Source organism: Odoribacter sp. Z80 (assembly GCF_009935865.1).
GTDB lineage: Bacteria > Bacteroidota > Bacteroidia > Bacteroidales > Marinifilaceae > Odoribacter.
Genome location: NZ_QWEL01000005.1, coordinates 148,714 through 173,149, shown reverse-complemented (window position 1 = coordinate 173,149; position 24,436 = coordinate 148,714). Strand labels below are relative to the sequence as shown.

General features: G+C 41.5%; 21 protein-coding genes. 14 read left to right on the top strand and 7 right to left on the bottom strand.

The genetic code is table 11. From position 1 onward, the window contains the following. Positions 1 to 73: 73 nt before the first annotated feature. The 11 genes from D1136_RS06845 (at position 74) to D1136_RS06795 (ending at position 11,869) form a co-directional block, all read left to right on the top strand. Entirely contained in the window at positions 74 to 1,612 is a 1,539-nt protein-coding gene (locus tag D1136_RS06845) for a lipopolysaccharide biosynthesis protein (protein WP_161876878.1), read from the top strand. A 137-nt stretch (positions 1,613 to 1,749) separates the two neighbouring features. Continuing rightward, positions 1,750 to 2,844, top strand: coding sequence for a radical SAM protein (locus tag D1136_RS06840; protein WP_161876877.1), 1,095 nt, complete (start codon positions 1,750 to 1,752; stop codon positions 2,842 to 2,844). 7 nt (positions 2,845 to 2,851) lie between these two features. Further along, complete coding sequence (locus D1136_RS06835) at positions 2,852 to 3,817, top strand: polysaccharide pyruvyl transferase family protein (RefSeq protein WP_161876876.1); 966 nt, start codon at positions 2,852 to 2,854, stop codon at positions 3,815 to 3,817. 3 nt (positions 3,818 to 3,820) lie between these two features. After that, a complete protein-coding gene (locus D1136_RS06830; protein WP_202623085.1) occupies positions 3,821 to 4,750 on the top strand; it encodes a glycosyltransferase family 2 protein in 930 nt (309 codons plus the stop codon). Next, positions 4,726 to 5,892 carry a hypothetical protein gene (locus tag D1136_RS06825; RefSeq protein WP_161876875.1) on the top strand — a complete coding sequence of 389 codons (1,167 nt, stop codon included), beginning with the start codon at positions 4,726 to 4,728 and terminating at the stop codon, positions 5,890 to 5,892. The genes D1136_RS06830 and D1136_RS06825 overlap by 25 nt, the downstream gene beginning before the upstream one ends. Before the next feature lie 4 nt (positions 5,893 to 5,896). Beyond that, positions 5,897 to 6,871: a glycosyl transferase gene (locus D1136_RS06820; protein WP_161876874.1), complete on the top strand. Its 975-nt coding sequence runs from the start codon at positions 5,897 to 5,899 to the stop codon at positions 6,869 to 6,871. Next, positions 6,871 to 7,863, top strand: coding sequence for a glycosyltransferase (locus D1136_RS06815; protein ID WP_161876873.1), 993 nt, complete (start codon positions 6,871 to 6,873; stop codon positions 7,861 to 7,863). Before D1136_RS06820 ends, D1136_RS06815 begins: the two co-directional genes overlap by 1 nt. Before the next feature lies 1 nt (position 7,864). Further along, a complete protein-coding gene (locus D1136_RS06810; RefSeq protein ID WP_202623084.1) occupies positions 7,865 to 8,671 on the top strand; it encodes a glycosyltransferase in 807 nt (268 codons plus the stop codon). A gap of 66 nt (positions 8,672 to 8,737) precedes the next feature. After that, positions 8,738 to 9,952, top strand: a complete 1,215-nt coding sequence (locus D1136_RS06805) for a DegT/DnrJ/EryC1/StrS aminotransferase family protein (RefSeq protein ID WP_161876872.1) — start codon at positions 8,738 to 8,740, stop codon at positions 9,950 to 9,952. An 8-nt stretch (positions 9,953 to 9,960) separates the two neighbouring features. Then, positions 9,961 to 10,632: a sugar transferase gene (locus D1136_RS06800; protein ID WP_161876871.1), complete on the top strand. Its 672-nt coding sequence runs from the start codon at positions 9,961 to 9,963 to the stop codon at positions 10,630 to 10,632. A 28-nt stretch (positions 10,633 to 10,660) separates the two neighbouring features. Next, positions 10,661 to 11,869, top strand: a complete 1,209-nt coding sequence (locus D1136_RS06795) for a UDP-N-acetylglucosamine 4,6-dehydratase (RefSeq protein WP_161876870.1) — start codon at positions 10,661 to 10,663, stop codon at positions 11,867 to 11,869. Between the two features lie 5 nt (positions 11,870 to 11,874). Here the strand turns inward: D1136_RS06795 and D1136_RS06790 are convergent, their stop codons facing one another. Continuing rightward, entirely contained in the window at positions 11,875 to 13,281 is a 1,407-nt protein-coding gene (locus D1136_RS06790; RefSeq protein ID WP_370461321.1) for an alpha-L-fucosidase, read from the bottom strand. A 254-nt stretch (positions 13,282 to 13,535) separates the two neighbouring features. On the opposite strand from D1136_RS06790, the gene D1136_RS06785 reads away from it, so the two are divergent. From D1136_RS06785 to D1136_RS06775, 3 genes are read left to right on the top strand one after another with little or no spacing between them, the layout of a single operon-like run. After that, entirely contained in the window at positions 13,536 to 14,666 is a 1,131-nt protein-coding gene (locus tag D1136_RS06785) for a glycoside hydrolase family 105 protein (protein ID WP_161876868.1), read from the top strand. 25 nt (positions 14,667 to 14,691) lie between these two features. Then, positions 14,692 to 16,788, top strand: coding sequence for a glycoside hydrolase family 2 protein (locus D1136_RS06780; RefSeq protein ID WP_161876867.1), 2,097 nt, complete (start codon positions 14,692 to 14,694; stop codon positions 16,786 to 16,788). A 7-nt stretch (positions 16,789 to 16,795) separates the two neighbouring features. Continuing rightward, positions 16,796 to 18,403, top strand: coding sequence for a beta-N-acetylhexosaminidase (locus D1136_RS06775; RefSeq protein WP_161876866.1), 1,608 nt, complete (start codon positions 16,796 to 16,798; stop codon positions 18,401 to 18,403). Between the two features lie 27 nt (positions 18,404 to 18,430). On the opposite strand, the gene D1136_RS06770 is transcribed toward D1136_RS06775, so the two are convergent. From D1136_RS06770 to D1136_RS06745, 6 genes are read right to left on the bottom strand one after another with little or no spacing between them, the layout of a single operon-like run. Beyond that, positions 18,431 to 19,753, bottom strand: a complete 1,323-nt coding sequence (locus D1136_RS06770; RefSeq protein ID WP_161876865.1) for a DUF58 domain-containing protein — start codon at positions 19,751 to 19,753, stop codon at positions 18,431 to 18,433. Beyond that, positions 19,753 to 20,724 carry a MoxR family ATPase gene (locus D1136_RS06765; protein ID WP_202623083.1) on the bottom strand — a complete coding sequence of 324 codons (972 nt, stop codon included), beginning with the start codon at positions 20,722 to 20,724 and terminating at the stop codon, positions 19,753 to 19,755. Before D1136_RS06765 ends, D1136_RS06770 begins: the two co-directional genes overlap by 1 nt. A gap of 11 nt (positions 20,725 to 20,735) precedes the next feature. Then, entirely contained in the window at positions 20,736 to 21,914 is a 1,179-nt protein-coding gene (locus tag D1136_RS06760) for a DUF4350 domain-containing protein (RefSeq protein ID WP_161876864.1), read from the bottom strand. Then, positions 21,911 to 22,624: a hypothetical protein gene (locus D1136_RS06755; RefSeq protein WP_161876863.1), complete on the bottom strand. Its 714-nt coding sequence runs from the start codon at positions 22,622 to 22,624 to the stop codon at positions 21,911 to 21,913. The genes D1136_RS06760 and D1136_RS06755 overlap by 4 nt, the downstream gene beginning before the upstream one ends. 1 nt (position 22,625) lies before the next feature. Then, complete coding sequence (locus D1136_RS06750) at positions 22,626 to 23,480, bottom strand: hypothetical protein (protein WP_161876862.1); 855 nt, start codon at positions 23,478 to 23,480, stop codon at positions 22,626 to 22,628. Next, a complete protein-coding gene (locus D1136_RS06745) occupies positions 23,467 to 24,435 on the bottom strand; it encodes a stage II sporulation protein M (protein ID WP_161876861.1) in 969 nt (322 codons plus the stop codon). The genes D1136_RS06750 and D1136_RS06745 overlap by 14 nt, the downstream gene beginning before the upstream one ends. Position 24,436: the final 1 nt, after the last annotated feature.

Below are 24,436 nucleotides of genomic sequence, written 5' to 3'. Positions count from 1 at the left end.
GTCCAATTAAATCCTGATTTAATTAGACCATATTTTCCAATAAAATTTATCCGTTATTTCACAAGCGCCCAAAATGTATTCTGAAAACACCCGGCGTATAGCCCAAAACACAGCCATGCTTTATGTTCGTATGCTGTTGATTATGGTGGTAACGTTGTATACGTCACGGGTCGTGTTGAACGTATTGGGAGTGGAAGATTACGGAATTTACAACGTCGTGGGAGGTATTGTAGTGATGTTTTCATTTTTGAACGGGGCGATGTCTCAGGCTACACAACGCTTCTTAGCTTTTGAAATCGGGCGGAAAGATACAGAACAATTACAAAAAGTGTTCAGCATCTCTTTGATACTGCATGCCGGAGTTGCAGTGCTTGTTTTTTTATTGGCGCAGACATTGGGGGTATGGTTCCTGAATACGCAGATGAATATTCCGGCAGAGCGGATGGAGGCCGCCCGTTGGATTTACCAGTTCGCTATCTTTTCGTTTATGGTGAATGTACTCCAGGTTCCTTATAATGCAACCATTATTGCATACGAACGGATGTACGTTTATGCTTATATCAGCATTATAGAATCGGCATTAAAGTTATTGGTGGCTTTTATTCTGATATGGGTTACCTTTGATAAACTGAAATTATATGCTGTGCTGGTATTTGGAGTAAATGCGTTGATCGCGTTTTCTTACCGAATTTATTGTAAATGGAAAATTAAGACTTGTCGTTATCATTTTGTACGGGATAGAAAATTGTATAAGACTTTAACGGGATTTGCCGGATGGAATCTTTTCGGAACGCTTGCCTGGCTGACAAAATCACAAGGCCTAAACATTATTCTGAATATTTTTTTCGGGCCCTTACTGAATGCAGCTTATGGAATTGCCAATCAAGTGAACACGGCAGTCAATAGTTTTGTACAAAATTTTTCGACGGCCTTGAATCCTCAAATTGTAAAATCATATGCCGCCGGAGATTTATCTTATACTGTTATACTTTTATTCCGGGGGGCTCGTTTTTCTTTTTACTTATTTTTGTTTTTCGCCGTTCCCTTGCTGATAGAGACAGAAATTATTCTGAAATGGTGGCTTAAAAACGTGCCGGAATATGCGGTTGTATTTACCCGCCTTGTGATGGTAAATTCCATGTTGGAGTCTTTTGCCTATACAATGGGAACAGCCATTCAGGCTACGGGAAAAAATAAATGGTATCAGTTTATTGTGGGAAGTAGCATTTTGTTGAATTTGCCATTGGCTTATCTGTTTCTTTCCTGGGGATATGCACCAGCAGTCGTTTGGGTTATCTCAATATGTGTTTCTGTGATAACTCTTTTTCAACGCTTGTTGATTTTACGCCACTTTTATCGTTTTTCGCTTTTTCGTTTCTCCTTCAACGTTTTTTTCAAATCGGCGGGAATTGCATTTATTAGCTGCATTATTCCTTATTTTTTTCATTGCTATTTGAATGAAAGCTGGGGAAAATGGATAATAGTAACAGGTGTCAGTTTAGTAGCTGTTTCTTTTTTTGTTTACTTTTTGGGATTGACTCATGAGGAAAGAGACTATTTGTTGAAATTTTTAAAACGCCGTTTGAAAAATGAGGGTAAAAAAATGGTGTAGCGTTACGGGTTAATCGTATTGGGGTGTGCCATAACAGTGTCTTCCTCCTAATTGGTTTGTAAAATATAATTTGGAAAAAAGTATAAAATGGTTGAGAGAGCACAATTATGAGTTCGTTTTTTTAGAATAAAGGAGTTATGGAGAAAATCAAACGGTTTATTAATTGTTCAGTTCCCGTTAATACGTGTACATTACGTTGTCATTATTGTTACATTACACAGACGGGAAAATTTTCTGAAAAATTACCGGTTTTAAAATATACAGCCGAACATATCGGCAAGGCTTTATCCCGGGAGCGTATGGGCGGGATTTGTCATATTAATATGTGCGGAGGTGGGGAAACATTGCTTCCTCCGGAATTACCTGCTATTATCCGGGTACTTTTAGAAGAGGGACACTATATCATGGTTATAACGAATGGAACCGTGTCAAAACGATTTGATGAAATCGTGACATTCCCCAAAGAGTTGTTGTCTCATTTGTGTTTCAAGTTTTCTTTTCATTATCTGGAATTGAAAAAAAGAAAACTGATGGATAAATTTTTTGATAATATCCGTAAGGTAAAAAATGCCGGTTGTTCTTTTTCTTTAGAGGTTACACCTTCTGATGAGCTTATCCCATATATTGATGAGATGAAAGAAGTTTGTTTGCAAGAAGTGGGGGCTTTGTGTCATGTGACAGTAGCGCGGGATGAATCGAAGACTGGGTTCCCCATTTTAACAAACTATTCCCGAAAGGAATATCATTCTATATGGAATACTTTCCAATCCCCGATGTTTGATTTTAAACTTTCTGTCTTCGGGGAAAAGAGGAAAGAGTTTTGTTATGCCGGTGATTGGTCTTTTTACCTGAATTTAGGAACAGGAGATGTTCGCCCTTGCTATAATTACTATATTTCCCAGAATATATTTGAGGATTTGAACCGGCCCGTAAAGTTTGTTGCTGTAGGAAAACATTGCCGTGAAGCCCATTGTTTTAATGCCCACGCATTGATGACTTTAGGTGTAATTCCGGAGCTGAATACCCCTCCTTATTCTGTTATAAGGAATAGAAAATGTATGAATGGAGACGAGTGGTTAACTCCGGAAATGAATGAATTTATAAGTCATAAACTGGTAGAAGCTAATCGGGTATATTCATTTTGGGAAAAACAGTTCTCCACTTTTATGTATTATTATTTGGGCGGGGTAAGTTTTCTCCGGCACATTCGGAAACGCATAAGACAAAAATAGTTGTTTTATGAATTCAAGTGAGAAGATAGAAATTTTGAAATCCCGGATTGAGGAGGTATTGCGTCCTTTGATAGACCGTGATTATGTGTTGTTGGAACTACCTTATTACGAGAATATCGGGGATATCCTGATTTGGGAAGGAGAACGTCATTTTTTGGAGAAATTACCCTATAGGTGTTTGTACAAAGCTTCTCTTTTCAGCTACGATTCCAATTATGTCATTCCGACGGACGCCATTATTTTATTGCAGGGAGGCGGAAATTTCGGGGATGTCTGGAAACGTTCTCAAAAGTTTCGTTTGCAGATTATCGAAAAGTATGCGAAGAACAGAATCATTATTTTCCCTCAAACGGTTTTTTATGAGGATGAAGCTGTTTTTCAAGAAGAAGCCCGGAGAATGGCAGAGCATAAGCAATTGACCATTTGTGCCAGGGACCAGCAATCGTTCGATTTGCTTCAGAGCCGTTTTCAGAATGAGATATTATTGCTACCGGATATGGCTTTTTGTATTTCCATAGACAAGCTGGCAAAATATAAAAAAAGAGAACAAAATAAGATTTTGTTTTTAAAGCGTAAGGATAAGGAATTCAAAGAAATTTCGCCGGGTGATTTACCCTTTCCTGTTATGGTTACTTCGGATTGGCCTACGTATGAACGCAGATTTGTTTTTAACCTGATTATGCGTTTATCGGAGAAGGTTAAAAATGTTTTGGCACGTATGGGGCTATCGGGCTCTTGTTGGGGAAAGTGGATTGATTTTTATGCCGACAGGGTTTATCGGAAAAAAATGTTAAAGGTAGGCGTTGGATTTGTCAGTTCTTATAAAAGGGTGTATACGACTCGTTTGCATGTTGCCATTTTGGCTATTTTGTTAGGAAAGGAATGTTTCTTTCTGGATAATTCTTATGGTAAAAATAGCGGATTTTATCATACATGGCTGGAAGAAATGAAGAATGTTCATTTTGTAGAGTAGATTATGCTTGTAAGTGTTATTCTTCCTGCCTATAATGCACAAGATACCATTGCGGAGAGTATTGACAGTATTTTGAATCAGTCTTTTCGTGATTTTGAATTGATTGTCATAAATGACGGATCGACAGATGCAACCGAAAAAGTCATAGCACAGTATGATGATTCCCGAATTCGTTATTTTGCCAATCCGGGTAATCAGGGGTTAATATATACCTTGAACCGTGGTTTGGAATTATCACAAGGCAAGTATATTGCAAGAATGGATGCTGATGACATTTCTTTACCTGCCCGTTTTGAAAAGCAAGTACGAATTTTGGAGGAACATCCTGAAATTATTGTTTGCGGAACTCAAATAAAGGGATTCGGACTTTCGAAGGCTTCAAAATATATATTTACGGCAAAAGAAAAGTCAGGGGAGTTGAAATCCTGGCTGCTTAAATATCCCTGTTTTGCACATCCTTCTGTGATGATCAGACGTCAGGTTTTGACTGAGCATCATATTTGTTATGATAAGGATTATTTGCATGCGGAGGATTATAAACTCTGGGTAGATTTAAGCAGTTACGGGGATTTTTACAATATTCAGGAGGTATTGTTAAGATACCGGATTTCGGACACACAGATTACGCAAAAGAATAATTTCAAGCAAGCTGAGGGGGCAAGAAAGTGCCGTAGGGAATATATAGAGAAATTTTGTCGGGATGAATTTATAACCCGTTCTGTCAGAGAGGATAAAATTACAGTAAATACGCTGAAAGCGGCTAAACGGTATTTATCAAAAGAACTTTTGGAAGTTCTCTATATGTCACTGAGTCAATATACGCTGAAAGAGTTTTTGTATTTTGTTCAGTCCGGGGATTTTTTTAAGTGGGGGGTAGGTATTAATCTGGCCATTCTGAAAAGATTTTTATGTGGCAAGAATCCGGTTCTTTAATGGGGAATAGTGCATATAAGCTTTTAACCAAAGCTTTATTCTTTTCCGTTTTTTTAATATTTATATCTTTATCGCCGGGAGAAGATTCATTCACTATTGTATTTTTAGAGCAATCCTATATCCGTTTTTTGGTTTATGGGATTTCTTTTCTGTTTTTAATTCTATTTCTTATTCATAACGGTATTTATTTGAGGAAAAGGGTATTTTATACCTTACTAATGGTATTGGGTGCTATTGTTGCCCTCCAATTATACCGTAGTTTTTTTGATGTAAATGACTTTTTCAAAATTTTAATACTACTTCCTTTTTTGTTTATTGAGAGAGTAAACGTATCTGATTTAAGAAACAGGAAATTATTTTTTGCAGGAGTATTTGCATTTTTTTTATTATTTAGTTTGTTATATGGGGTACGTGAGGACGGACGTTTGGTATACAATTCTTATGATCCGAACTATTCTGCTATCTACGTTTTGTTTGCTTTCCTGATGGCTCAGAAAATGGGTGAAAAAACATTTTCAATATTGTTTTTGATTTTAGGTATTTTGACCTTTAGCCGGAATTTTATTTTAGCAATACTGGTTTTTTATATAATCCGCAGATTAAAACAGAATACGTTCATTAAAAAATTATTATTAAAAATCAGATTATTTCCTTTTTTTATAATTACTAATATAACCCTCTCCCTTATAGGTTTTGCGATAATAAGTTTATTTGAGCCTGTTTCCGGGCGCGGAGGTGTTTCATTAAATGATGGTTCGAACAGATTACGATTCACTTATGCAGTGGAAGGGGTATTATATTCAATTTCCGGAAGAGAAGCTTTGCTGCTTGGTGCTGGGGATAAGTATTGGCCTGCAAGTAAAGGAGGTACGGGAAAAGCAGAAATATCAGGACGGGTACATAATTCCTTTTTAGATTGTATAGCCATAAAAGGCACTATTTATACTTTAATATATGTCTTTTTTATTTTTTCGATTGTAAAAGAGAAGTATCAGGATGACAATTATGAATATGTTTTTTCATTTCTCTTTGCCATGTTTTTTTTAGGTGATTTATTGGGAGGATTATATGTTTATTGTTGGTGCTTCATTCTCTCGTTACAACGAAAAAATAATGTTAAGTTACTGATTCATCAATCGTGAGTTTATGGACTTTGTTCAATTGTGGGTAGATAGCAATGATACTGAATGGCAGGCTGAATTTAAGCGGTATGCAGCCATAAATAACGGTGATAAACGGGATGTCCGTTACAGGGATTGGGAGAACTTGAAATATTGGTTCCGAGGGATTGAGAAATTTGCTCCATGGGTGGAACGGGTACATTTGGTTACTTGCGGGCATTATCCGGATTGGCTGAATTTGAATTGTCCGAAGCTGAATTTTGTCAGGCATTCGGATTTTATTCCTTCTTCCTGGCTTCCCACGTTTAATGTAAATACAATAGAACTTAATCTTCACCGGATTAAAGGTTTGGCAGAAGATTTCGTTTTTTTTAATGACGATTTGTTTCTTCTTGACAAGGTCGTCCCGGAACGTTTTTTTAAGAAAGGCTTACCTTGTGACATGGCAGTGCTGAATCCGGTGGAGACGGACCAGTTAGGACATATTGTTCTGAATGATTTGGAAATTATCAATAAACACTTCTGTTTGCATACTGTCATCAGAAAGCATTGGTACAAGTGGTTTAATTTTCATAACAGACTGAATAATTTAAGGACGTTGGCCCTTCTTCCCTGGAACCGATTCACAGGACTGCAGAATCCCCATTTCCCGAACGCTTACAAGAAATCGCTATTTCAGGAGATTTGGGAAAAGGAAGGAAGCATTTTGGAAAAGACATGTTGTTCCCGGTTTCGCGAAATTCATAATGTGAATCAATATTTGTTCCGTTATTGGCAGTTGGTTTCAGGAACTTTCTTTCCTGTTAATGTGTTGAAGGATTCCCGGTATTTTTTGTTGGAAGATTCAAATGTAGAAGCCATCAGTCAGTTTATCCGGAAACAACATAAAGCAATTATCTGTCTGAACGACGGGGAATTATCCGATTTTGAGGGGGCCAAGAGAAAAATAAACGACGCTTTCGGGGTTATTCTGCCAGAGAAATCCTCTTTTGAGAATTGATGGAGACAATCAGTGTCATCATACCGGTTTATAATGCGGAAAAATACTTAGAGCGTTGTATAGATTCCGTTCTTGCCCAGGATTATTCCAACTTGGAAATTATTTTAATCAATGACGGCTCTTCCGACAATTCAGGCCGTATCTGTGATGTCTATCAATCAAAAGACAGCCGCATACGGGTCATCCATAAAAAAAACGGGGGAGCTGCTTCGGCACGTAATTGCGGTTTGGAAATCGCTTCGGGAGAGTATATCGGTTTTGTCGATAGTGATGACTGGATTGCAGAAGATATGTACAAATATCTTGTGGAGTTATTGGAAGATACGAAAAGTGACGTCGCTGCAATCCGATGTGTCTTGGCTGACAAACCGATGTACGTGAAGCAAAAAGAAGTGACTTATCAATGTTTTGACGGAAATGAGATCATTCATGATTTCCTTTTCCAAGGGGCTTGTTCTTCTGTTGGAAGTTATTCGTTATGCTGTAATTTGTTTAAAAAAAGTCTATTCACAGGGTTGCGGCTGCCGGAAGGAAAAATCGGGGAGGACATAGCCATTCAATATGAAATATTACAACGTGCTTCCCGGATGGTGAAAAGCAATAAGGCAGGTTATTTTTATTTTCAAGGCGAGCAAAGTGTTTCGGTAGGAGGTTTGAAACAAAATTATGCAGATTTATTGGAAGCTTATGAACAGCTATATGTTTTTGCTCTTGATTCCGGGATAGTGGAAAATGTTTATTTAGCAGAGGTTATACGAAAACGGGCAAGTTTTTCCATTTTAGCGAAAATCGCTTATTACGGAATAGCAGACACCTGTTTAGACCGGAAACGGATTATTGCCGAACATACGAAAATACTTCGGAGTAAATATTCATTTTTGATGAGGTCTCCGATTGCATTAAATAGAAAACTCATGATAAGCGTGTTATGTATCCATTTTAATTTATTGAGATGGCCACTTGCCGTTTATCGTTTTTTAGTGAATAAATAGTATGCAGTTGGCAGTTATTATGTCATTATATAAAAATGACACGGTTATCCATGTAAAGGAGGCTGTAAAAAGTCTTTTCTATCAGACTTTCCCGGAATTTGATTTATACATACAATTTGACGGACCGGTTCAGAAAGAGGTGGAGTCTTACATTAACGGTATTCAAAAAAGGAATGTCTATGTGTTAAGAAGAGAAGTAAATAAAGGACTGGCTTTTTCTTTAAATGAATTACTGAATGTAGTTTTAGATAAAGGATATTCGTATATCGCCCGCATGGATGCCGATGATATTTCAATGCCTGAGCGCTTTGAAAAGCAGATTACATATATGGAACAGCATCCTGAGATTGATTGTTTGGGCACGTGGGCAATAGAAATCGATGCCGGCGAGAATGAGTATTTCAGAAAACAAATGCCTGTGAATCATGACGAATGCCTGAATTTTTTCAAGAAACGGGATTGTATGATTCATCCGACAGTTATGTTTAGACGCTCTTATTTTGAAAAAGCCGGGCTTTATCCGGAAGATACTTATTTTGGTGAAGATACCATGATGTGGGCTAAGGGATTTCGTGCCGGGTGCCGGTTTGCCAATTTGCCGGACTACCTTTTTAAATTCAGATTGGACGAGAATTTTTTCCAGCGGAGAAGAGGCTGGAAGCATGCTAAATCCATATTTACCCTAAGAAAAAAAGTGAATAAAGCCTTAAACTTTGACATACAGGCAAATCTATATGCCTGCCTGTATGCTTTAGCCAAGTTAATGCCAGAAAAACTGCTTAATTTGATTTATCGGTTTTTGAGATAATGCGCACTTCTCTTTAATATACTGATTCTAAGAATATTTATATTTTCATTTATCCATCTTTTATTTATGAAAATCCCTTTTTCCTTGCCTGTCATTGATGAGGAGGTTATTGCGGAGATGCAAGACACCCTCACCCATACCGGTTGGTTAACGACAGGACCTAAAGCAAGGGCTTTAGAAGAAGAAATCCGGCAGTTCACGGGTGGTGAAGCTGTCTTATGTGTGAATTCCTGGACTTCCGGGGCTATGCTGATGTTGCGTTGGTTGGGAGTAGGCCCAGGAGATGAGGTCATCATTCCGGCATATACTTACAGTGCCACAGCTCTATGCGCCATGAATATGGGGGCTAAAGTGGTGATGGTGGATGTGAAAGATGATTTTACCATCGATCCGGCAAAGATAAAAGCCGCCATCAATGAACATACCAAGGTAGTGCTTCCGGTAGACATTGGCGGTTATCCGTGTGATTATGATACCATACGTGAAGTGCTGGCAGCTCCCGAAGTAAAAGCATTGTACCGGGCAGAATCGGAAAAACAAAAGCAATTGGGACGTATTCTGGTTCTGGCAGACGCCGCCCATTCTTTGGGAGCTTGCTATAAAGGAAAGACTTCCGGCACAATAGCGGACGTAACTGTTTTTTCTTTGCATTCGGTTAAAAATATCACGACAGGAGAAGGAGGAGCCATTGTCTTGAATTTGCCGTTTCCGTTTGACAACCAGCAGGAACTGACTTTTTTAAGGGCTTTGGCTTTGAACGGACAAAATAAGAGCGCCTTTGAAAAGAACCAACCGGGAGCCTGGCGTTACGATATTATTGACCAAGGATTAAAAGTAAACATGCCGGATTTATGTGCAAGCGTCGGGTTGGCTCAAATGAGAAAATACCGGCAGGAACTTTTACCGGAACGGAAAGAAATCTTCGAATTCTATATAAAAGAATTCTCCTCACAGGAATGGGCTATCCTTCCCCCTTATCATGATCAGTATGCAGAAAGTTCTTATCATCTGTTTCTGTTGAGAATAAAAGGATTTGACGAAGCCCACCGGGATGCCATGATTCAATATATCAGCGAAAAAGGAGTCGGTGTGAATGTTCACTACATTCCAATGGCTATGTTAACCTTGTTTAAGTCCCGGGGATATAATATTGAAGATTATCCCAACACTTACCGACTGTATGCCAATGAGATTTCTTTGCCTATTTACAACCATTTGTCAAAAGAACAATTGCGTACTGTAGTAGATACCGTCATTGAAGCTTATAAAGCTGTAAAATAGTTTCTTTTATGTACAAACTCTTAAAATATGTCTCTGACGTATTCCTGGCTTTGCTTATTCTGGGATGCGTATGGTGGTTTCTGGTGCCCTGCATGTTGATTCTTTGGTGCACAGGTGAACACAAAGTGTGGTATCTGCAAAAACGGGTAGGTTATCAGAACCGGATATTTTCGATTTTCAAATTTGCTACGATGTTGAAAAATTCCCCGAATATGGGAACAGGAAGCCTGACTACCCGCAATGACCCGCGTGTGTTGCCGTTCGGCCGTTTTTTGCGCAAAACGAAAATCAATGAACTGCCCCAGATTTTCAATGTATTGAATGGAACGATGAGCATGGTGGGGCCCCGGCCTCAGATGGAGGTAGATTTTAAACGTTTCCCGGAACATATACAACAAATGATTTACAAAGTTCGTCCCGGAATTACCGGTATTGGTTCCATCGTATTCAGGGATGAAGAACGTTTCCTCTCGCAGCCGGATATAAATCCGATTGCTTTTTACACGGAAAAGATTGCACCTTACAAAGGAGAATTGGAAATCTGGTATCAGAAACATGCCTCGTTGCGACTGGATCTGAAATTAATGTTCCTGACAATCTGGGTCATTGTGAACCCCAAGAGCAATTTGCCTTTCCGGTGGCTGAAAGGTTTGCCAGAGCGACCGGATTACCTGAAATAAATGTATCATCTAAATTAAGACAAACCGCATGCTGAATGTCAATCAATTTATAGCCGACGCGATTACCGGTCGCCGGGAAAGTATGTTTGCCCGGGATATCGAAGCAAACAAGGCCCGCTTAAGAGAAGAAATCGAAGGAAAAAGTGTACTGGTCATCGGTGGAGCCGGCACAATCGGTTCTTCATACATCAGGGCCATACTACCCTTCCGGCCTTCCAAATTGATGGTGGTGGATATTAATGAAAACGGACTGACGGAATTAACCCGCGATTTACGTTCCACTTACGGAATGTATGTCCCGGAGGAATACCGCACCTATCCTCTCAATTTTGCCGACCCGATTTTTGAACACATTTTCCGGTCGGAAAAAGGTTTTGACATTGTAGCAAATTTCTCCGCTCACAAACACGTGAGGAGTGAGAAAGATAAATATTCGGTCCGGGCACTACTTGAAAATAACGTTCTGAAAGCCCGGAAACTGCTGGATTTACTTTCTGAATTTCCACCGCGCCACTTTTTTTGTGTATCTACGGACAAAGCTGCGAATCCCGTAAACATCATGGGAGCCAGCAAGAAAATCATGGAAGAGATGATCATGGCTTATTCTTCCCGGTTTAAGGTAACAACCGCCCGTTTTGCCAATGTCGCCTTTTCAAACGGAAGTCTGCTGGCCGGATTTATTGAACGTTTAATGAAACACCAACCTCTGAGTTCTCCGAATGATGTAAAACGTTACTTTGTATCACCGGAAGAAAGCGGCCAGATTTGTATGTTAGCCTGTATATTGGGACAAAACCGGGAGATTTTCTTCCCTAAACTGGGAGAGGAACAAATGATGACTTTTTCTTCCATAGCGGATAATTTCCTGCAAAGTTTAGGGTATACGGCAAAATATTGCACTTCGGAAGAAGAAGCCCGAAAATTTGCTAAAGATATGCCGGAAGAAAGCCGGGTTTATCCTGTTTATTATTTCACGTCGGACACCAGCGGAGAGAAAAACTTTGAAGAATTCTATATACCGGGAGAAAAAATATGTATGGAACGGTTCAGGGCATTGGGAGTCATAGAAGAAGTAAAAGCACTCCCTATGCCGGAAATAAACGATTTCTTCGAACAACTGGAAACCACCTTACATCATCCGCAAACAGAAAAAGCGGATATTGTACGAGTTATGAAGAAATTCATTCCGAACTTCGAGCACATCGAAAAAGGAAAGAACCTGGACCAGAAAATGTAAAACTCCTACATTTTCGGAGCGACATAATTTCCCACCGAATCTCCTTTTTTCAAAGTCAGTTTCAATACATAAATCCCGTCTTTTTCAATCCGCGGGGCCTCAATCACATATTCATTTTTCGTACTCTTCTGAAGTTTTAAAGGCCGTGTTGCATTCAATGGCATACACCGGTCTATGACGGTTCCCTGCGGCACATTCACTTTCAACAATCCGGAAGCAGGATGATGGGTAACAATCATGTAAAGGGTATTTTCTTTTTTATTTGCTGTGAAATAACCCCATTTTTGTTCTTTGAAACTTGCCATACCGCAGCCGTAAATCGCTTCGCCGTTCACTTTCATCCATTTACCGATTTCTTCCGCCAGTTTTTGTTCTTCTTTACGGATACTACCATCTCCTTTCGGACCGAAGTTCAGTACAAAATTTCCATCCAATGAAGTTGCCCTGGCTATCATTTCAATAATTTCATCCGCATTTTTGACATGCCCTTTCCAGTCGGCATGGTACCCCCACTGATTCTCCGGAATAGTCATCACTGCCTCCCAATCGTTTGCCAACGGCTTCTCCGGCAAACTTCTCTCCCAGCCCTGTTCATAATCTCCCATCAGACGTTTGTTGGAATCAAAATGCCGGGCTCCCCGTTCATCTACCCTCAAACGACTACCGCAGATAATATCCGGGTTAAGCTCACGCATCTTTTTTTCTATATCATAAGTAAAAGAACCGCTTTTCACCATTGAAGGGTCCCAGGTCCCGTCATACCAAAAGCCCTTCACTGCCGGATAATCAGTCATCAGTTCCTCCACCTGTGCCAAAGTAAATTCTTTAAAACGTTCAAAGGCCAGACTATCCGATTCATTTTTAACCGTACTTCTCCAATCCTTGTGATGCCAGTCGATAATGGAAAAATAAAAATAAACATCTATTCCTTCAGCCTGATAAGCTTCCACATATTCTTTCAAGAAATCCCGGCCATAAGGAGTATTGGCAATCGTATAGTCAGTATATTTGCTCGGCCACAGACAAAATCCTTCATGATGCTTGGTCGTAATAACGGCATATTTTACCCCCATATTTTTAGCTATGCGGGCCCATTCCCGGGCATCATATTCCGGCAGAGCCATTTGCTGTGCTAATTTTTCATATTCGGAACCGGGAATACGGGCAAAAGATTGAATCCATTCCGCAGCACCGTCATAACATTTTCCGTTATAATATCCTCCGAGTATCGAATACAAACCAAAATGAATGAATTGTCCGAAACGGTTATCGCGCCATTGCTGCATAGCCGGGTCCGTGCGTTTTCCGACGCGTTGAGCACCATATTTCAAAGGAATATCTTCCTGCCCCCAAACTTTGAGATTAATCACCATCCAACCAACAAGAATTAAAATAAAATACTTTTTCATAATACAATCCTATAAATAATATCATCCGCAGAGACAAATATAAAAAAAATCTATTCTCCTTGCGTTAGTGCAACATTTCAACCTTGTGCAGAAGCAAGGAAAGACCGGAAGTTTTCAAAACATTGCGGAGGCAGCGTAGCGGAAAATAATCGTAGCTTAAGTGTAAAGATGTATATAAAAATTTCTCTATGACCTAAAAGGAGAATTTCCGGATTATTATTTCTAATATTGTAAATCTAAAATCTTAACCAGTGCGTATGAAAAAAATATGGGCATTTCTGTGTTTGAGTCTTCTGAACGGATGTTGGTCTTTTCTGGAGGCAGAAGGCTTCAAGAGCGAATGGAAAAAAGCAGAAGTAAAAAAAGTGATGCAATCCGTGGCCGACTGGCAGATTGAACATTTCAAAGAAGTCCCTTATTCCCGCAACAACTGGATTAATGCAGCCATGTATTTGGGTATGTTTGAATGGGGACGAATGGCCGACACCCTGGATAAAAACCCCAAATACCTGCAATTTTTATACAAAATAGGGAATCAAACCGGCTGGCAACCCGAAAAGCGGATGTATCACGCCGATGACATTTGCGTATCTCAGTTATACATAGACCTTTACCGTCATTCTGCACAAAAGAACAAAAACATGCTGAACCCGACCATTGCACGGACCGATTGGGTAATCAGCCATCCTTCCAAAGGAAGTATGAACCTGAATCACCGGGATGGCAGCACCCTGGAGCGTTGGAGCTGGTGTGACGCTTTATTTATGGCTCCTCCGGTATATGCCCGTCTCTACGCAATGACCGGTGACAAGAAATACATCCGGTTCATGAACCGGAATTATAAGGATACTTATGAGTTTCTTTATTCGAAAGCGGATAGTCTTTTCTACCGCGATGCCAATTACTTCCACCAACAAGAGCCTAACGGAGCCAAAATGTTCTGGTCCCGGGGAAATGGCTGGGTATTAGGCGGTCTTTGCCAGATTCTGGATGAACTTCCAGCCAAAGACAAACACAGAAAGTTTTACGAAGAATTATTTATCAGTCTTTGCAAACGCATTGTCCGTTGTCAGCAGGCAGACGGTTACTGGCATGCCAGCCTGCTGGACCCCGGTTCTTATCCGGCTCCGGAAACCAGTGGTACGGGATTCTTTGTATATGCCCTGGCTTATGGTATCAACAGAGGTTATCTACCAGAGGCTGAGTACCGTCCGGTTGTGGAAAAAGGATGGAAAGCCATGGTAGAAGCAGTATGGCCGGATGGTAAATTAGGCTTTGTACAACCAGTAGGCGAATCCCCTAAAAAAGTAACCAAAGAAATGACCGAAGCTTATGGAGTCGGAGCGTTCCTGCTGGCCGGCTGCGAAATCTATCAATTGTCCCGTTAACTTAATCCATTTCATCCCCGTTGTCATGAAAGTTCTCGTTACCTCGTTAATCCTTGTTTTTCTTCTGCAAACCGGAGCAACAGCCCGGGAAATTATCCCCTTCAATAAAAACTGGTCGTTCAAAAAGGGAGCCATACCCACTGACCCGGTGAAAAGTCAGAATTTCTGGACTAATGGCTGGGAAACGGTCGAGCTTCCCCACACCTGGAACGCCAAAGATATGCAGGTCAACTACAATAAATTCTATGCCGGTGACGGATTTTACCGAAAAACATTTACCGTACCGGATTCTCTAAAAAATAAAAGAATATACATCCGGTTCGAAGGTGTCGGACAAGTTACCGACCTTTATGTGAACAACATTTATGCAGGAAACCACAAAGGCGGTTATTCCGCCTTTACCTTCGACCTGACCCCTATGCTCAAATCCGGACAGGAGAATGAGATTTTAGTCAAGGCCAATAATGCTGCCCGCCCGGATGTTATTCCGGTAAATCATAGTCTTTTTGGGATATATGGCGGCATATACCGTCCCGTTTCATTAATCATCACAGAAGATGCCCACATTGCAGTTGAGGATTATGCTTCTCCGGGAGTGTACATCACCCAACACCATGTGTCCGCACAAAAAGCCGACATCGGAATAAAAGTAAAGCTGCGGAATCACCGGAGCATCAATCGACAGATAGAAATTGAAACCGCCATATATAACAGGGAAGGACAGCTCCAGCGACGCAATGTGCAGACACACACACTGTTTCCCCAAGGCATGCAAACATCTCAAACTCAACTCTCTCTGTCCCGTCCGCACCTTTGGCAAGGACGTAAAGACCCTTATTTGTATAAAGTAGTGGTATCTCTCCGCGAAAACGGCCGTTTACTCGACCGTCAGGTGCAACCTCTGGGAATCCGGAAATATGAAATCATTGCCGGAAAAGGTTTTTTTCTGAACGGACAAAAATATCCCATGTACGGAGTCTGCCGTCACCAGGATTGGTGGGAGTTAGGTTCTGCCTTACACAACGAACAACACGATTTTGACCTTGCCACCATCATGGACATCGGGGCCACCACCGTCAGATTTGCCCACTATCAACAATCCGACTACATCTACTCGAAATGCGACAGCCTCGGTCTGATTATCTGGGCAGAAATTCCGTTTGTAAATGCAGTCACGACCCAAGAAAAAGAAAATGCAAAAGAACAGTTGAGAGAACTCATCCGCCAGAGTTTCAACCACCCTTCCATTTATGTCTGGGGACTACACAATGAAGTCTATTCGCCGGAAAATTATACGGTGAACCTCACCCGGGAATTACACGATCTGGCCAAAACAGAAGACCCCGGCCGTTACACCGCTTCAGTGAACGGCTACGGACGCATGGAACATCCGGTAAACCTCCAGGCAGACATTCAGGGCATGAACCGTTATTTCGGCTGGTATGAGAAAAAAATTCAGGATATGATTCCCTGGGTGGAAGGCCTGGAACAAAACTATCCCGAATGTAAACTAATGCTTACGGAATACGGTGCGGACGCCAATCTCGCCCATCAAACAGAATATCTGGGAGAGTCCCTGAACTGGACCAAAGAATTTTACCCGGAAACTTTCCAGACCAAAACTTTAGAATACCACTGGGGAGTGATTTCCAAACACCCGTATATCATCGCTTCCTATGTTTGGAACACGTTCGACTTTGCGGTTCCCATGTGGAAAAGAGGAGGAGTTCCGGCCCGGAACATGAAAGGGTTGGTTACGTTCGACCGAAAAATAAAAAAAGACGGTTACTTTTGGTATAAAGCCAACTGGAGTGAAGACCCCGTACTCTATATCACTCAACGAAGACTCAAACAACGGGAAAAACAAGAAACCGTTGTGACAGTATACAGCAACCGGGGAATCCCGCACCTCTATCTGAACGGCCAGGAATTGCCGGCCCCTAAAAAAGGCTATACTGATGTACATTATATTTTTGAAGGAGTACTGCTTCAAAAAGGTATTAATCACTTAAAAGCCACCGTCGGCGACCTCTCCGACTCCATCGAATGGGTGTTCGGGCAGGAAAGGAAAGCAGGGGAAGCAGAAACGCTGAACAATAACGCAGAGCATCATGGTTTTTAGGCACTTTATGAAAATCATACTTTTACTTGCACTCGGATTGTGCATATTCGGACGGGAAAAAACAACGGCCCAATCTTCCGGAGTTATTCCCCAGCCGGCCGACTTTGAAGCGAAAGAAGGATATTTTACTTTCGCTACGCCGCTTATCGGCCATTCCGGACCTTTGCTTGCCGAAGCCCAATACTTACAAAAAGCTTTGCAAAACCATTATCAGAAGGACTATACCTTGACTACGACCAAACGTTCCGGAACAGGGATAACCCTACTTATAGAACCGGAATTACCGCATGAAGGATATGTTTTAGAAATAGGGAAAACATACATACACATCACGGGAGGTAGTAAGACAGGAGTATTTTACGGCATTCAAACCCTTTTGCAATACTGCACAAACAAGGAACAAATCCGATGTTGCAACATAAAAGACACTCCGCGTTTCGCCTGGAGAGGTCTGATGCTGGACGAATCCCGCCATTTTTTCGGAAAGGAAAAGGTAAAACAGCTCTTAGAACAAATGGCTTTTTTTAAACTCAATAAATTTCACTGGCATCTCACTGATGAACCTGGCTGGAGAATAGAAATAAAAAAACACCCCGAACTTACTACCGTAGGAGGACAGGGCAACTGGAGCAATCCCGACGGGAAGGAAAGCCAATACTATACGCAGGAAGAAATCCGGGAAATTATCACTTATGCGGCCTCACTGCACATCGAGGTGATTCCGGAGATTGACATGCCGGGACATGCCACTGCCGCCAATAAGGCATATCCCCATCTGTCCGGCGGAGGCACTGCCGAACATCCCGATTTTACTTTCAATGTAGGCAAAGAGGAGACCTACCGTTTTTTAACAGAAGTATTACGAGAGGTTGCCAGCCTCTTTCCCGCCCCCTATCTGCATATAGGAGGAGACGAAGTGGCTTTCGGCATAAAAGCCTGGGAAACCAATCCCGACATTCAGACCCTCATGCAAAGGGAAGGCATGACAAAAGTACGGGAAGCAGAACAGTATTTTATCCGGCGGATGTCAGACTCTGTCCATCATTTAGGGAAAACTGTTCTGGGCTGGGACGAACTGCTGGATTCCCATCTTCCTATTGAAAACACCGTAATCATGTGGTGGCGCCATGACCGGATCAATCAATTAAAGAAATCCCTTTCCGAGGGTTACGCAACAATCTTATGTCCCCGCCGTCCGCTTTATTTTGATTTCATCCAACATCAGAGTCACAAATGGGGCCGGACATGGAATGGGTTCTGCCCATCAGAAGATGTATATGCATTCCCGGATTCCGGACTGGCCCGATGGGACATTCCGGAGCAGCAACTCAATTTAATCCGGGGCATTCAGGCCAATGTATGGACGGAGCGTATTCAAAACACTCATCGTCTGGATTTCATGATATTCCCAAGGATTTGTGCCCTGGCAGAAGCTGCCTGGACTCCCGACCATAAAAAAGACTATGCAGATTTCCGCAACCGTTTGGAAAAAATGTACCCCTTATGGGATCAAAAAGAGATTTATTATTTCGACACCCGTGAAACGGAAAGACACCCCGAACCGACCGGGCCTCAACAGCAAAAAAGGAATCTACCGATGGATTTCAGGGACTAAAAGTCCGACAAAACCTTTGTTAACCATTTAAATCAACCCTCTCTCTTTCAGTTCCAGATAACGATTGAGCGTATTGGCTGTCAAGTCCTGCGGTTCCGTCAATAAAGTATAAATGCCTGCCTTTTTGAGTTCACCGGCAATCTTTTTCTTTTCCAGGATAAAATCACCGACCAAAATCTTAAAATAAATATCCCGCATACTTTCCGGCTTTAAATGAAGAGCCTGGTTAATCTCCGTATTCTCAAACAAAACAACCAGCAACAAATGATTAGCAGCCAATCTCTTCAGTCCAGGCAAATGTCTTTTCATCCCACTGACCGTATCAAAATTAGTGAAGAGAACCAATAAACTCCGGGTAGTTATCCAACGCGAAACCGTTGCACACAATTGTTCAAAATCCGACTCCAGGAAACGAGTCTGTTGGCTATATAAAGCCTCGTTTATCCGATTGAGCTGCAAACGTTGATTCCCGGCCTTAATGAAAGTTCCCTGCTTATCGGAAAAAGTAAGCAAACCGGCACGGTCTCCTTTCTTTAAAACAATATCCGATAAAACCAAAGTAGCATTGATGGCATAGTCCAACATCGTCATACCACGAAACGGAGCCTGCATCGTCCGGCCTTTATCTATCAGACAATACACTTGCTGAGAACGTTCGGCAGTATAAGTATTTATCATCAGACGATTGCTTCTGGCCGTTGCTTTCCAATTGATGGCACGCGGGTCATCCCCCTGAACATAAGGTTTAATCTGCTCAAAAGAGGTAGAAACACCTGGCAAAGGCATTCTTTTAACGCCCCCTCCGGTCTGAAAACCGGCAAAAGCCAACAATTCATATTTCCGCATACACAGAAAAGAAGGATAAACAGATACTGTTTTCTTTTCCTCAAAAGAATAACGCCGCTGAATCAAAGCCAAACGTGTCGAGACAAAAATCCGTACCCGGCCAAAAGAATACTCTCCCCGTTTTACCGGTTTTAAAATATACTTCTGTTGGGTTTCTTCTTCCGGAGCCAAAGAAAAATCCATGCAGATATTTCTTTGCTGAAATTCCACCGGACACTCATCAATCACTGTAACGGCTATCCGGAACGGATAATGATTTCTAACCCATATTCCCACCTCATTTTCTTCTCCATTGGCCAATTTATCCCCAACCAACCTTTTGGCCTGAACAGGACGTCCGAAACTATACAAAAGAATAAAATCCACCAGGACAACAACTCCGAAAATACCCAGCAGCCACCCGACCCCAAACAGCAGAGAAGGGAAAACAAAAGCAAAAAGGGAAACAAAAACAGCTCCCCATAAAACCATAAAAAAACGCCGGTGTAAATAGAGTTCACGCATTATCTGGGTATTTCCACTTTAGCAATCAACTGTTGGAGAGCCTGATCAACTACGATACCTTCCAATTCCTTTTCGGCCGACAATTGCACCCTGTGTCTCAAAACCGGTACGGCCAGATACAATACATCTTCAGGAACAACAAAATCCCGGCCATTCAGAGCGGCATATGCTTTGGCACTGTTCATCAAAGCAATCGAAGCCCGCGGGGAAGCTCCTAAGTAAAGCCAGCCATTATGACGCGTCGTAGCAACTATATCCACAATAAAAGCTTTCATTTTCTCATCCACTCTCACTTCTTTCACTTTATCCCTCAGGTATTTCAACTCCTCTACCGACAACACAGCTTCCAATTTTCTTTGTTCCTCCACACTTCCGCTATCGTGCAATTTCAATACTTCAATCTCTTCTTCCCGCCCCGGATAATCCACCAGTACTTTAAACATAAAACGGTCCAACTGAGCCTCCGGCAGGCGATAAGTACCCTCATGTTCCACAGGATTCTGGGTCGCCACAACAACAAACGGAAAACTCATCGGATACATCACCCCATCATTGGTAATCTGTCTTTCTTCCATCACCTCAAAAAGAGCGGCCTGGGTTTTAGCCGGCGAGCGGTTAATCTCGTCCACCAACAGAATATTAGTAAAGACCGGACCTTTCCGAAATTCAAATTTCCCGGAAGCCGGCAAAAACACCGAAGTCCCCAGAATATCGCTCGGCATCAAATCAGGAGTAAACTGAATACGCCCGAACCCGGCATCAATTAAACGGGACAATACCCTGGCCATCAAAGTTTTGGCAACACCGGGAACTCCTTCAATCAAAACATGCCCATCCGCCAATAAAGCAGTCAGGAGTAAATCCAGCACTTTCTCCTGTCCGATAATCACTTTGGTCATTTGCTCCCGCAAAAGCCGTATTTTCTCATTCAATACCGTAAAATCTATCCGTATTTCAAAATTCCCTTCCATATGACTTATACTTAATAACTATTATTCATCTGTTTCAAAAAAATCTCTGTTCCTTTCATCAAAGACTTTAACATCTCCTCACTGACCTGAGGTGCCTGTTTTATTTCACGGATCAACCGTATAACACCTTCTACTTTCTCTTTATCAATCCCCGTCCGTTCCGACAACAATTGCACAAAGCGGGCATCCAGTACATCCGTCGGTAAATAGTATTTTGCCCGAACTTCCTCCAGAAAAAAATCAATTCGTTTCATGGCCAGATGAGAATGGTCCTTTTGTCTGTAATAAAGCAAACTGATCATGGTAATAAATCCGAGCATTTTATTTTCCGGAGCACGGACCACCGGTATAGGTCTCTGCCGCCTTTTCATGCGGAACAAAACATGCAGGAAAGCAATAAACAAAACAAGATACAAAGACAGGCGCAGGGCCGGATAACTCAAAATCACCCGTAAAGGAGTATGCGCCCCTTCCCGTCCCAACGTATGGTAAGCGTCCCAGAGCAAAACCTTGGAGCGGTCGGGCAACCATGACAAAGCTTTATAGAAGTAATCTTCATTCAGGGAATCCAGAACCTTAAAATTAGTAAAAGCCTGGGGATTTAAATTCAGAAATAAATGCCCCTGACCGTAAGGAATTTTAATAAAATCCGGTTTCCCGTCCCCTCTGTCACCTAAAACTGTTCCTTTAAAATCGTCCGGCAAAACAAAATGATTTCCCCTTGTATGGGAGAAAGAATATATTTTTCCCTCAAACCCACCAAATAAAAAACGGCTTGTCGAATCCTCCCGGCTTCCTTCAATATTTAAAGAAAAACAATCCAGAAGCGTATCACGCATCCATTCAGCAGCCAAAAAGGCCTCAGTTCCCTTCCCCACCCAATCCAACAAACAATCCATCTCCAACGCATCCAAACGGAAACCCGTACCAATCCGAATATACACCCCCGGAACCTCCTCTCCGTATTGTTCATTCAACTCAGGTAAAGACATCCGGGAAATCCGGACGCGGGATTGGGGAAACAACTCCGGCAAACTCCGGTATGTCACGTAAGTCCCATACGGTATCTTATCTTGCGGAGAATAGGTTTCACTCCAGTTCACTGACTGAGGCCGATTGGACTCATACCAGGTATACAAGAGCGACAAGCCCACTAACAAACCGATTAAAAACCAATCTTTTAATTTCATTTCCCCAATTTTTCCCTGAAACGGTTAAATTTTCCGGCCAACTCCGCATATAAATCCGGATTTACCTCAAATTCCCCATAACACACACAATCAAAAATCCAGGTAAGCTGTCCAAAATCCTCTTTTAATAATTCATCTTTCAATTCATAACAATAGGAACGGTTGGTCTTATGCAATTCCCAATGAATCAAAGCCTGACAGTCCAACAGATAAAGAATATACCAGTAATGAATCCGAACGGCCAGAACAAAATCCTTCTTCTGTTCAGCATTCCGAACCAATTGGGCATAAGAATCCCGGTTTAAATTTTCCCCCACAAGCACTTCTACTCCTTCCAACGGTTTATCCTTACGCATACGAATAAACAAGGCTCTACTATGAATCAATTTATAAACCAAAAAGATAACCAGCACAACAGCCGATATTTTCAGGAGCATATCCAGATTATCCCATTTACCGCGATAATGGCTCCGGAATATATGTTTATCAAGCCAATTCAATAAATCTTCTATCCAGACAGGTCGTTTTTCAACCACCCGGCGGTAATTGAATACCTCATCCTGTCTGAATTTTTCCAGAAAATCCCCATCCGGGATTCTCAGCCGATATTCTTCCTGTTCAGACTCAGGCAGCGTCTGTCCGTTCGCTTTTCCGCTCAGAAAAAGCAAACCAATCAAAATCCACCCTATATATCTGAAAACTCCTTTCACTTTATTCTGTCTGGTGGATATCCTCCCCCATTTGCTCTATTTTATTCAACAAACCCGTATGCTCATCCTGCTCCAGAAAACCGAAAAAACGAACAGCAATGCCAACCAAAGCAACCACCTGTAAAACATATTGTCCGAAACCCTGTAACATCAGACTGAATGTCATTTCATAAACACCGGGAGTAGCCCGTGAAAAAGCACTTTTGAAAAAAACAACCATATAAGGTATGTTAAAGACATAGGAAAGAGCACCCAATATCATCTGCAAAACCAATAAATACCCAAGCAAGCTCCACCATCTTCCCCGGACCAAATTCATGGAAGCACCCAAACTGGCTGAAACGGATTTCCCCCTGAACACGACAAACAAGGGAGCAAAGACGAAAGCAACGGCAAAATAGATGCCGGGAATAAAAAAAAAGACACATCCCATCATCACAATAAAGAAATACAGCAAACTGACACCTAACACTTTACCTACATTCCCCGACATCACCCGCCACACCTCTCCAGGAGTAATTTGCTTCTGCTCCAACATACTGAAACGGTCTGTATACACCTGGACGTAAGACATAACAAACAAAGCAACCCAATAGATCACAAACAGAGCCATAAGATAGGTAATCACAAACAGCCCTACTTTTTCTGCAAAAGGCTGGTTCAAAGGACCAGAAACCATCAACGATAGCATCCCCCGCATCATAAAACTCTTCAGAAATAAATCTACAAATATCAACGGCAGTACAATAACTGCCAATGATTTCAATAAAGGCTTAAATTCCTGTTTAACAAAATTAAAAGTTACTGTGATAGAATCACTGAACCCACGGACTTGATGCAAATCAATTTTTTCCATTCGTATTCCTACTTTTTCCTAAATTAAACTCTATTTTCCAAGGATATATTGCAAAATAAGCAACAACTCCTACCAAAGACAACAAAATACAACCTCCGCCAACCCACGGGTATTCATCGGCATAGCGGGTAATAAAACTCTCAATCATACCGGCAAGAATAAAAAACGGAATCAATCCGGCCACTATTTTTATACCCCTCAAAGCACCCCGGCGAAAAGAATACAACCGTGGATAAGTCCCCGGAAACAAAAAACTGTTTCCCATTACCAACCCCGCCGCCCCGGCTATAATAATCGAAATGATTTCGAAAGTTCCATGAGCCCATACCGATAAAGCAGAATGCAACAAAAGGCCGCGTTCATAAAAGAAATACTGGAAAGCACCCAGCATAATTCCATTGGAAAAAAGAACCCACAAAGTCCCGGCAGAAAAGAATATCCCAAACGCGAAAGCAATAAAAGCAACCTTGATATTATTAAAAGTAATAAACAAAAACATCTCCCATTCCCCCAGACTCCCATAGACACCCATCGGTTTACCCTCTTCTATGTTTTCCAAGGTCATGTTTACATAAGAATCCCCCAGGATCAAGCGCACGAAAGAATCGTCATGGGCAGCAGAAAAAGCACCAATAAAAGCAGATAAAGTAAAAAAAACAAAAGCGAAAATCAAAGTCCTGTATTCCTTTGCCAGCAACAAAGGATAGTCTACCCTCCAAAAAACAAACCACGGTCTCTTTTGCGCCGGCCGCGCATTTATATCAACCTGATATTCTCCGATCAGTTGATTCAAATAAAGTTCTGTTTCCGAACCGGGATAAAAAGTCCTTGCATAAGCCAAATCATCCGATAACTCCATAAAATTTTCCGCCACTATTTCCGCATCCAGCGATTGACGTTTTTCCATTCTCCTCCACTTATCCTTGTTCCGGGCCACGAAACGCGCTTCTTTCATT

Coding starts and splice junctions, on each gene's coding strand:
- D1136_RS06830 (WP_202623085.1), top strand. CDS start 3,821: ATGCTTGTAAGTGTTATTCTTCCTGCCTATAATGCACAAGATACCATT.
- D1136_RS06825 (WP_161876875.1), top strand. CDS start 4,726: ATGTGGCAAGAATCCGGTTCTTTAATGGGGAATAGTGCATATAAGCTT.
- D1136_RS06800 (WP_161876871.1), top strand. CDS start 9,961: ATGTACAAACTCTTAAAATATGTCTCTGACGTATTCCTGGCTTTGCTT.
- D1136_RS06770 (WP_161876865.1), bottom strand. CDS start 19,753: ATGCGTGAACTCTATTTACACCGGCGTTTTTTTATGGTTTTATGGGGA.
- D1136_RS06775 (WP_161876866.1), top strand. CDS start 16,796: ATGAAAATCATACTTTTACTTGCACTCGGATTGTGCATATTCGGACGG.
- D1136_RS06840 (WP_161876877.1), top strand. CDS start 1,750: ATGGAGAAAATCAAACGGTTTATTAATTGTTCAGTTCCCGTTAATACG.
- D1136_RS06835 (WP_161876876.1), top strand. CDS start 2,852: ATGAATTCAAGTGAGAAGATAGAAATTTTGAAATCCCGGATTGAGGAG.
- D1136_RS06765 (WP_202623083.1), bottom strand. CDS start 20,724: ATGGAAGGGAATTTTGAAATACGGATAGATTTTACGGTATTGAATGAG.
- D1136_RS06760 (WP_161876864.1), bottom strand. CDS start 21,914: ATGAAATTAAAAGATTGGTTTTTAATCGGTTTGTTAGTGGGCTTGTCG.
- D1136_RS06750 (WP_161876862.1), bottom strand. CDS start 23,480: ATGGAAAAAATTGATTTGCATCAAGTCCGTGGGTTCAGTGATTCTATC.
- D1136_RS06780 (WP_161876867.1), top strand. CDS start 14,692: ATGAAAGTTCTCGTTACCTCGTTAATCCTTGTTTTTCTTCTGCAAACC.
- D1136_RS06810 (WP_202623084.1), top strand. CDS start 7,865: ATGCAGTTGGCAGTTATTATGTCATTATATAAAAATGACACGGTTATC.
- D1136_RS06805 (WP_161876872.1), top strand. CDS start 8,738: ATGAAAATCCCTTTTTCCTTGCCTGTCATTGATGAGGAGGTTATTGCG.
- D1136_RS06795 (WP_161876870.1), top strand. CDS start 10,661: ATGCTGAATGTCAATCAATTTATAGCCGACGCGATTACCGGTCGCCGG.
- D1136_RS06815 (WP_161876873.1), top strand. CDS start 6,871: ATGGAGACAATCAGTGTCATCATACCGGTTTATAATGCGGAAAAATAC.
- D1136_RS06820 (WP_161876874.1), top strand. CDS start 5,897: ATGGACTTTGTTCAATTGTGGGTAGATAGCAATGATACTGAATGGCAG.
- D1136_RS06845 (WP_161876878.1), top strand. CDS start 74: ATGTATTCTGAAAACACCCGGCGTATAGCCCAAAACACAGCCATGCTT.
- D1136_RS06785 (WP_161876868.1), top strand. CDS start 13,536: ATGAAAAAAATATGGGCATTTCTGTGTTTGAGTCTTCTGAACGGATGT.
- D1136_RS06745 (WP_161876861.1), bottom strand. CDS start 24,435: ATGAAAGAAGCGCGTTTCGTGGCCCGGAACAAGGATAAGTGGAGGAGA.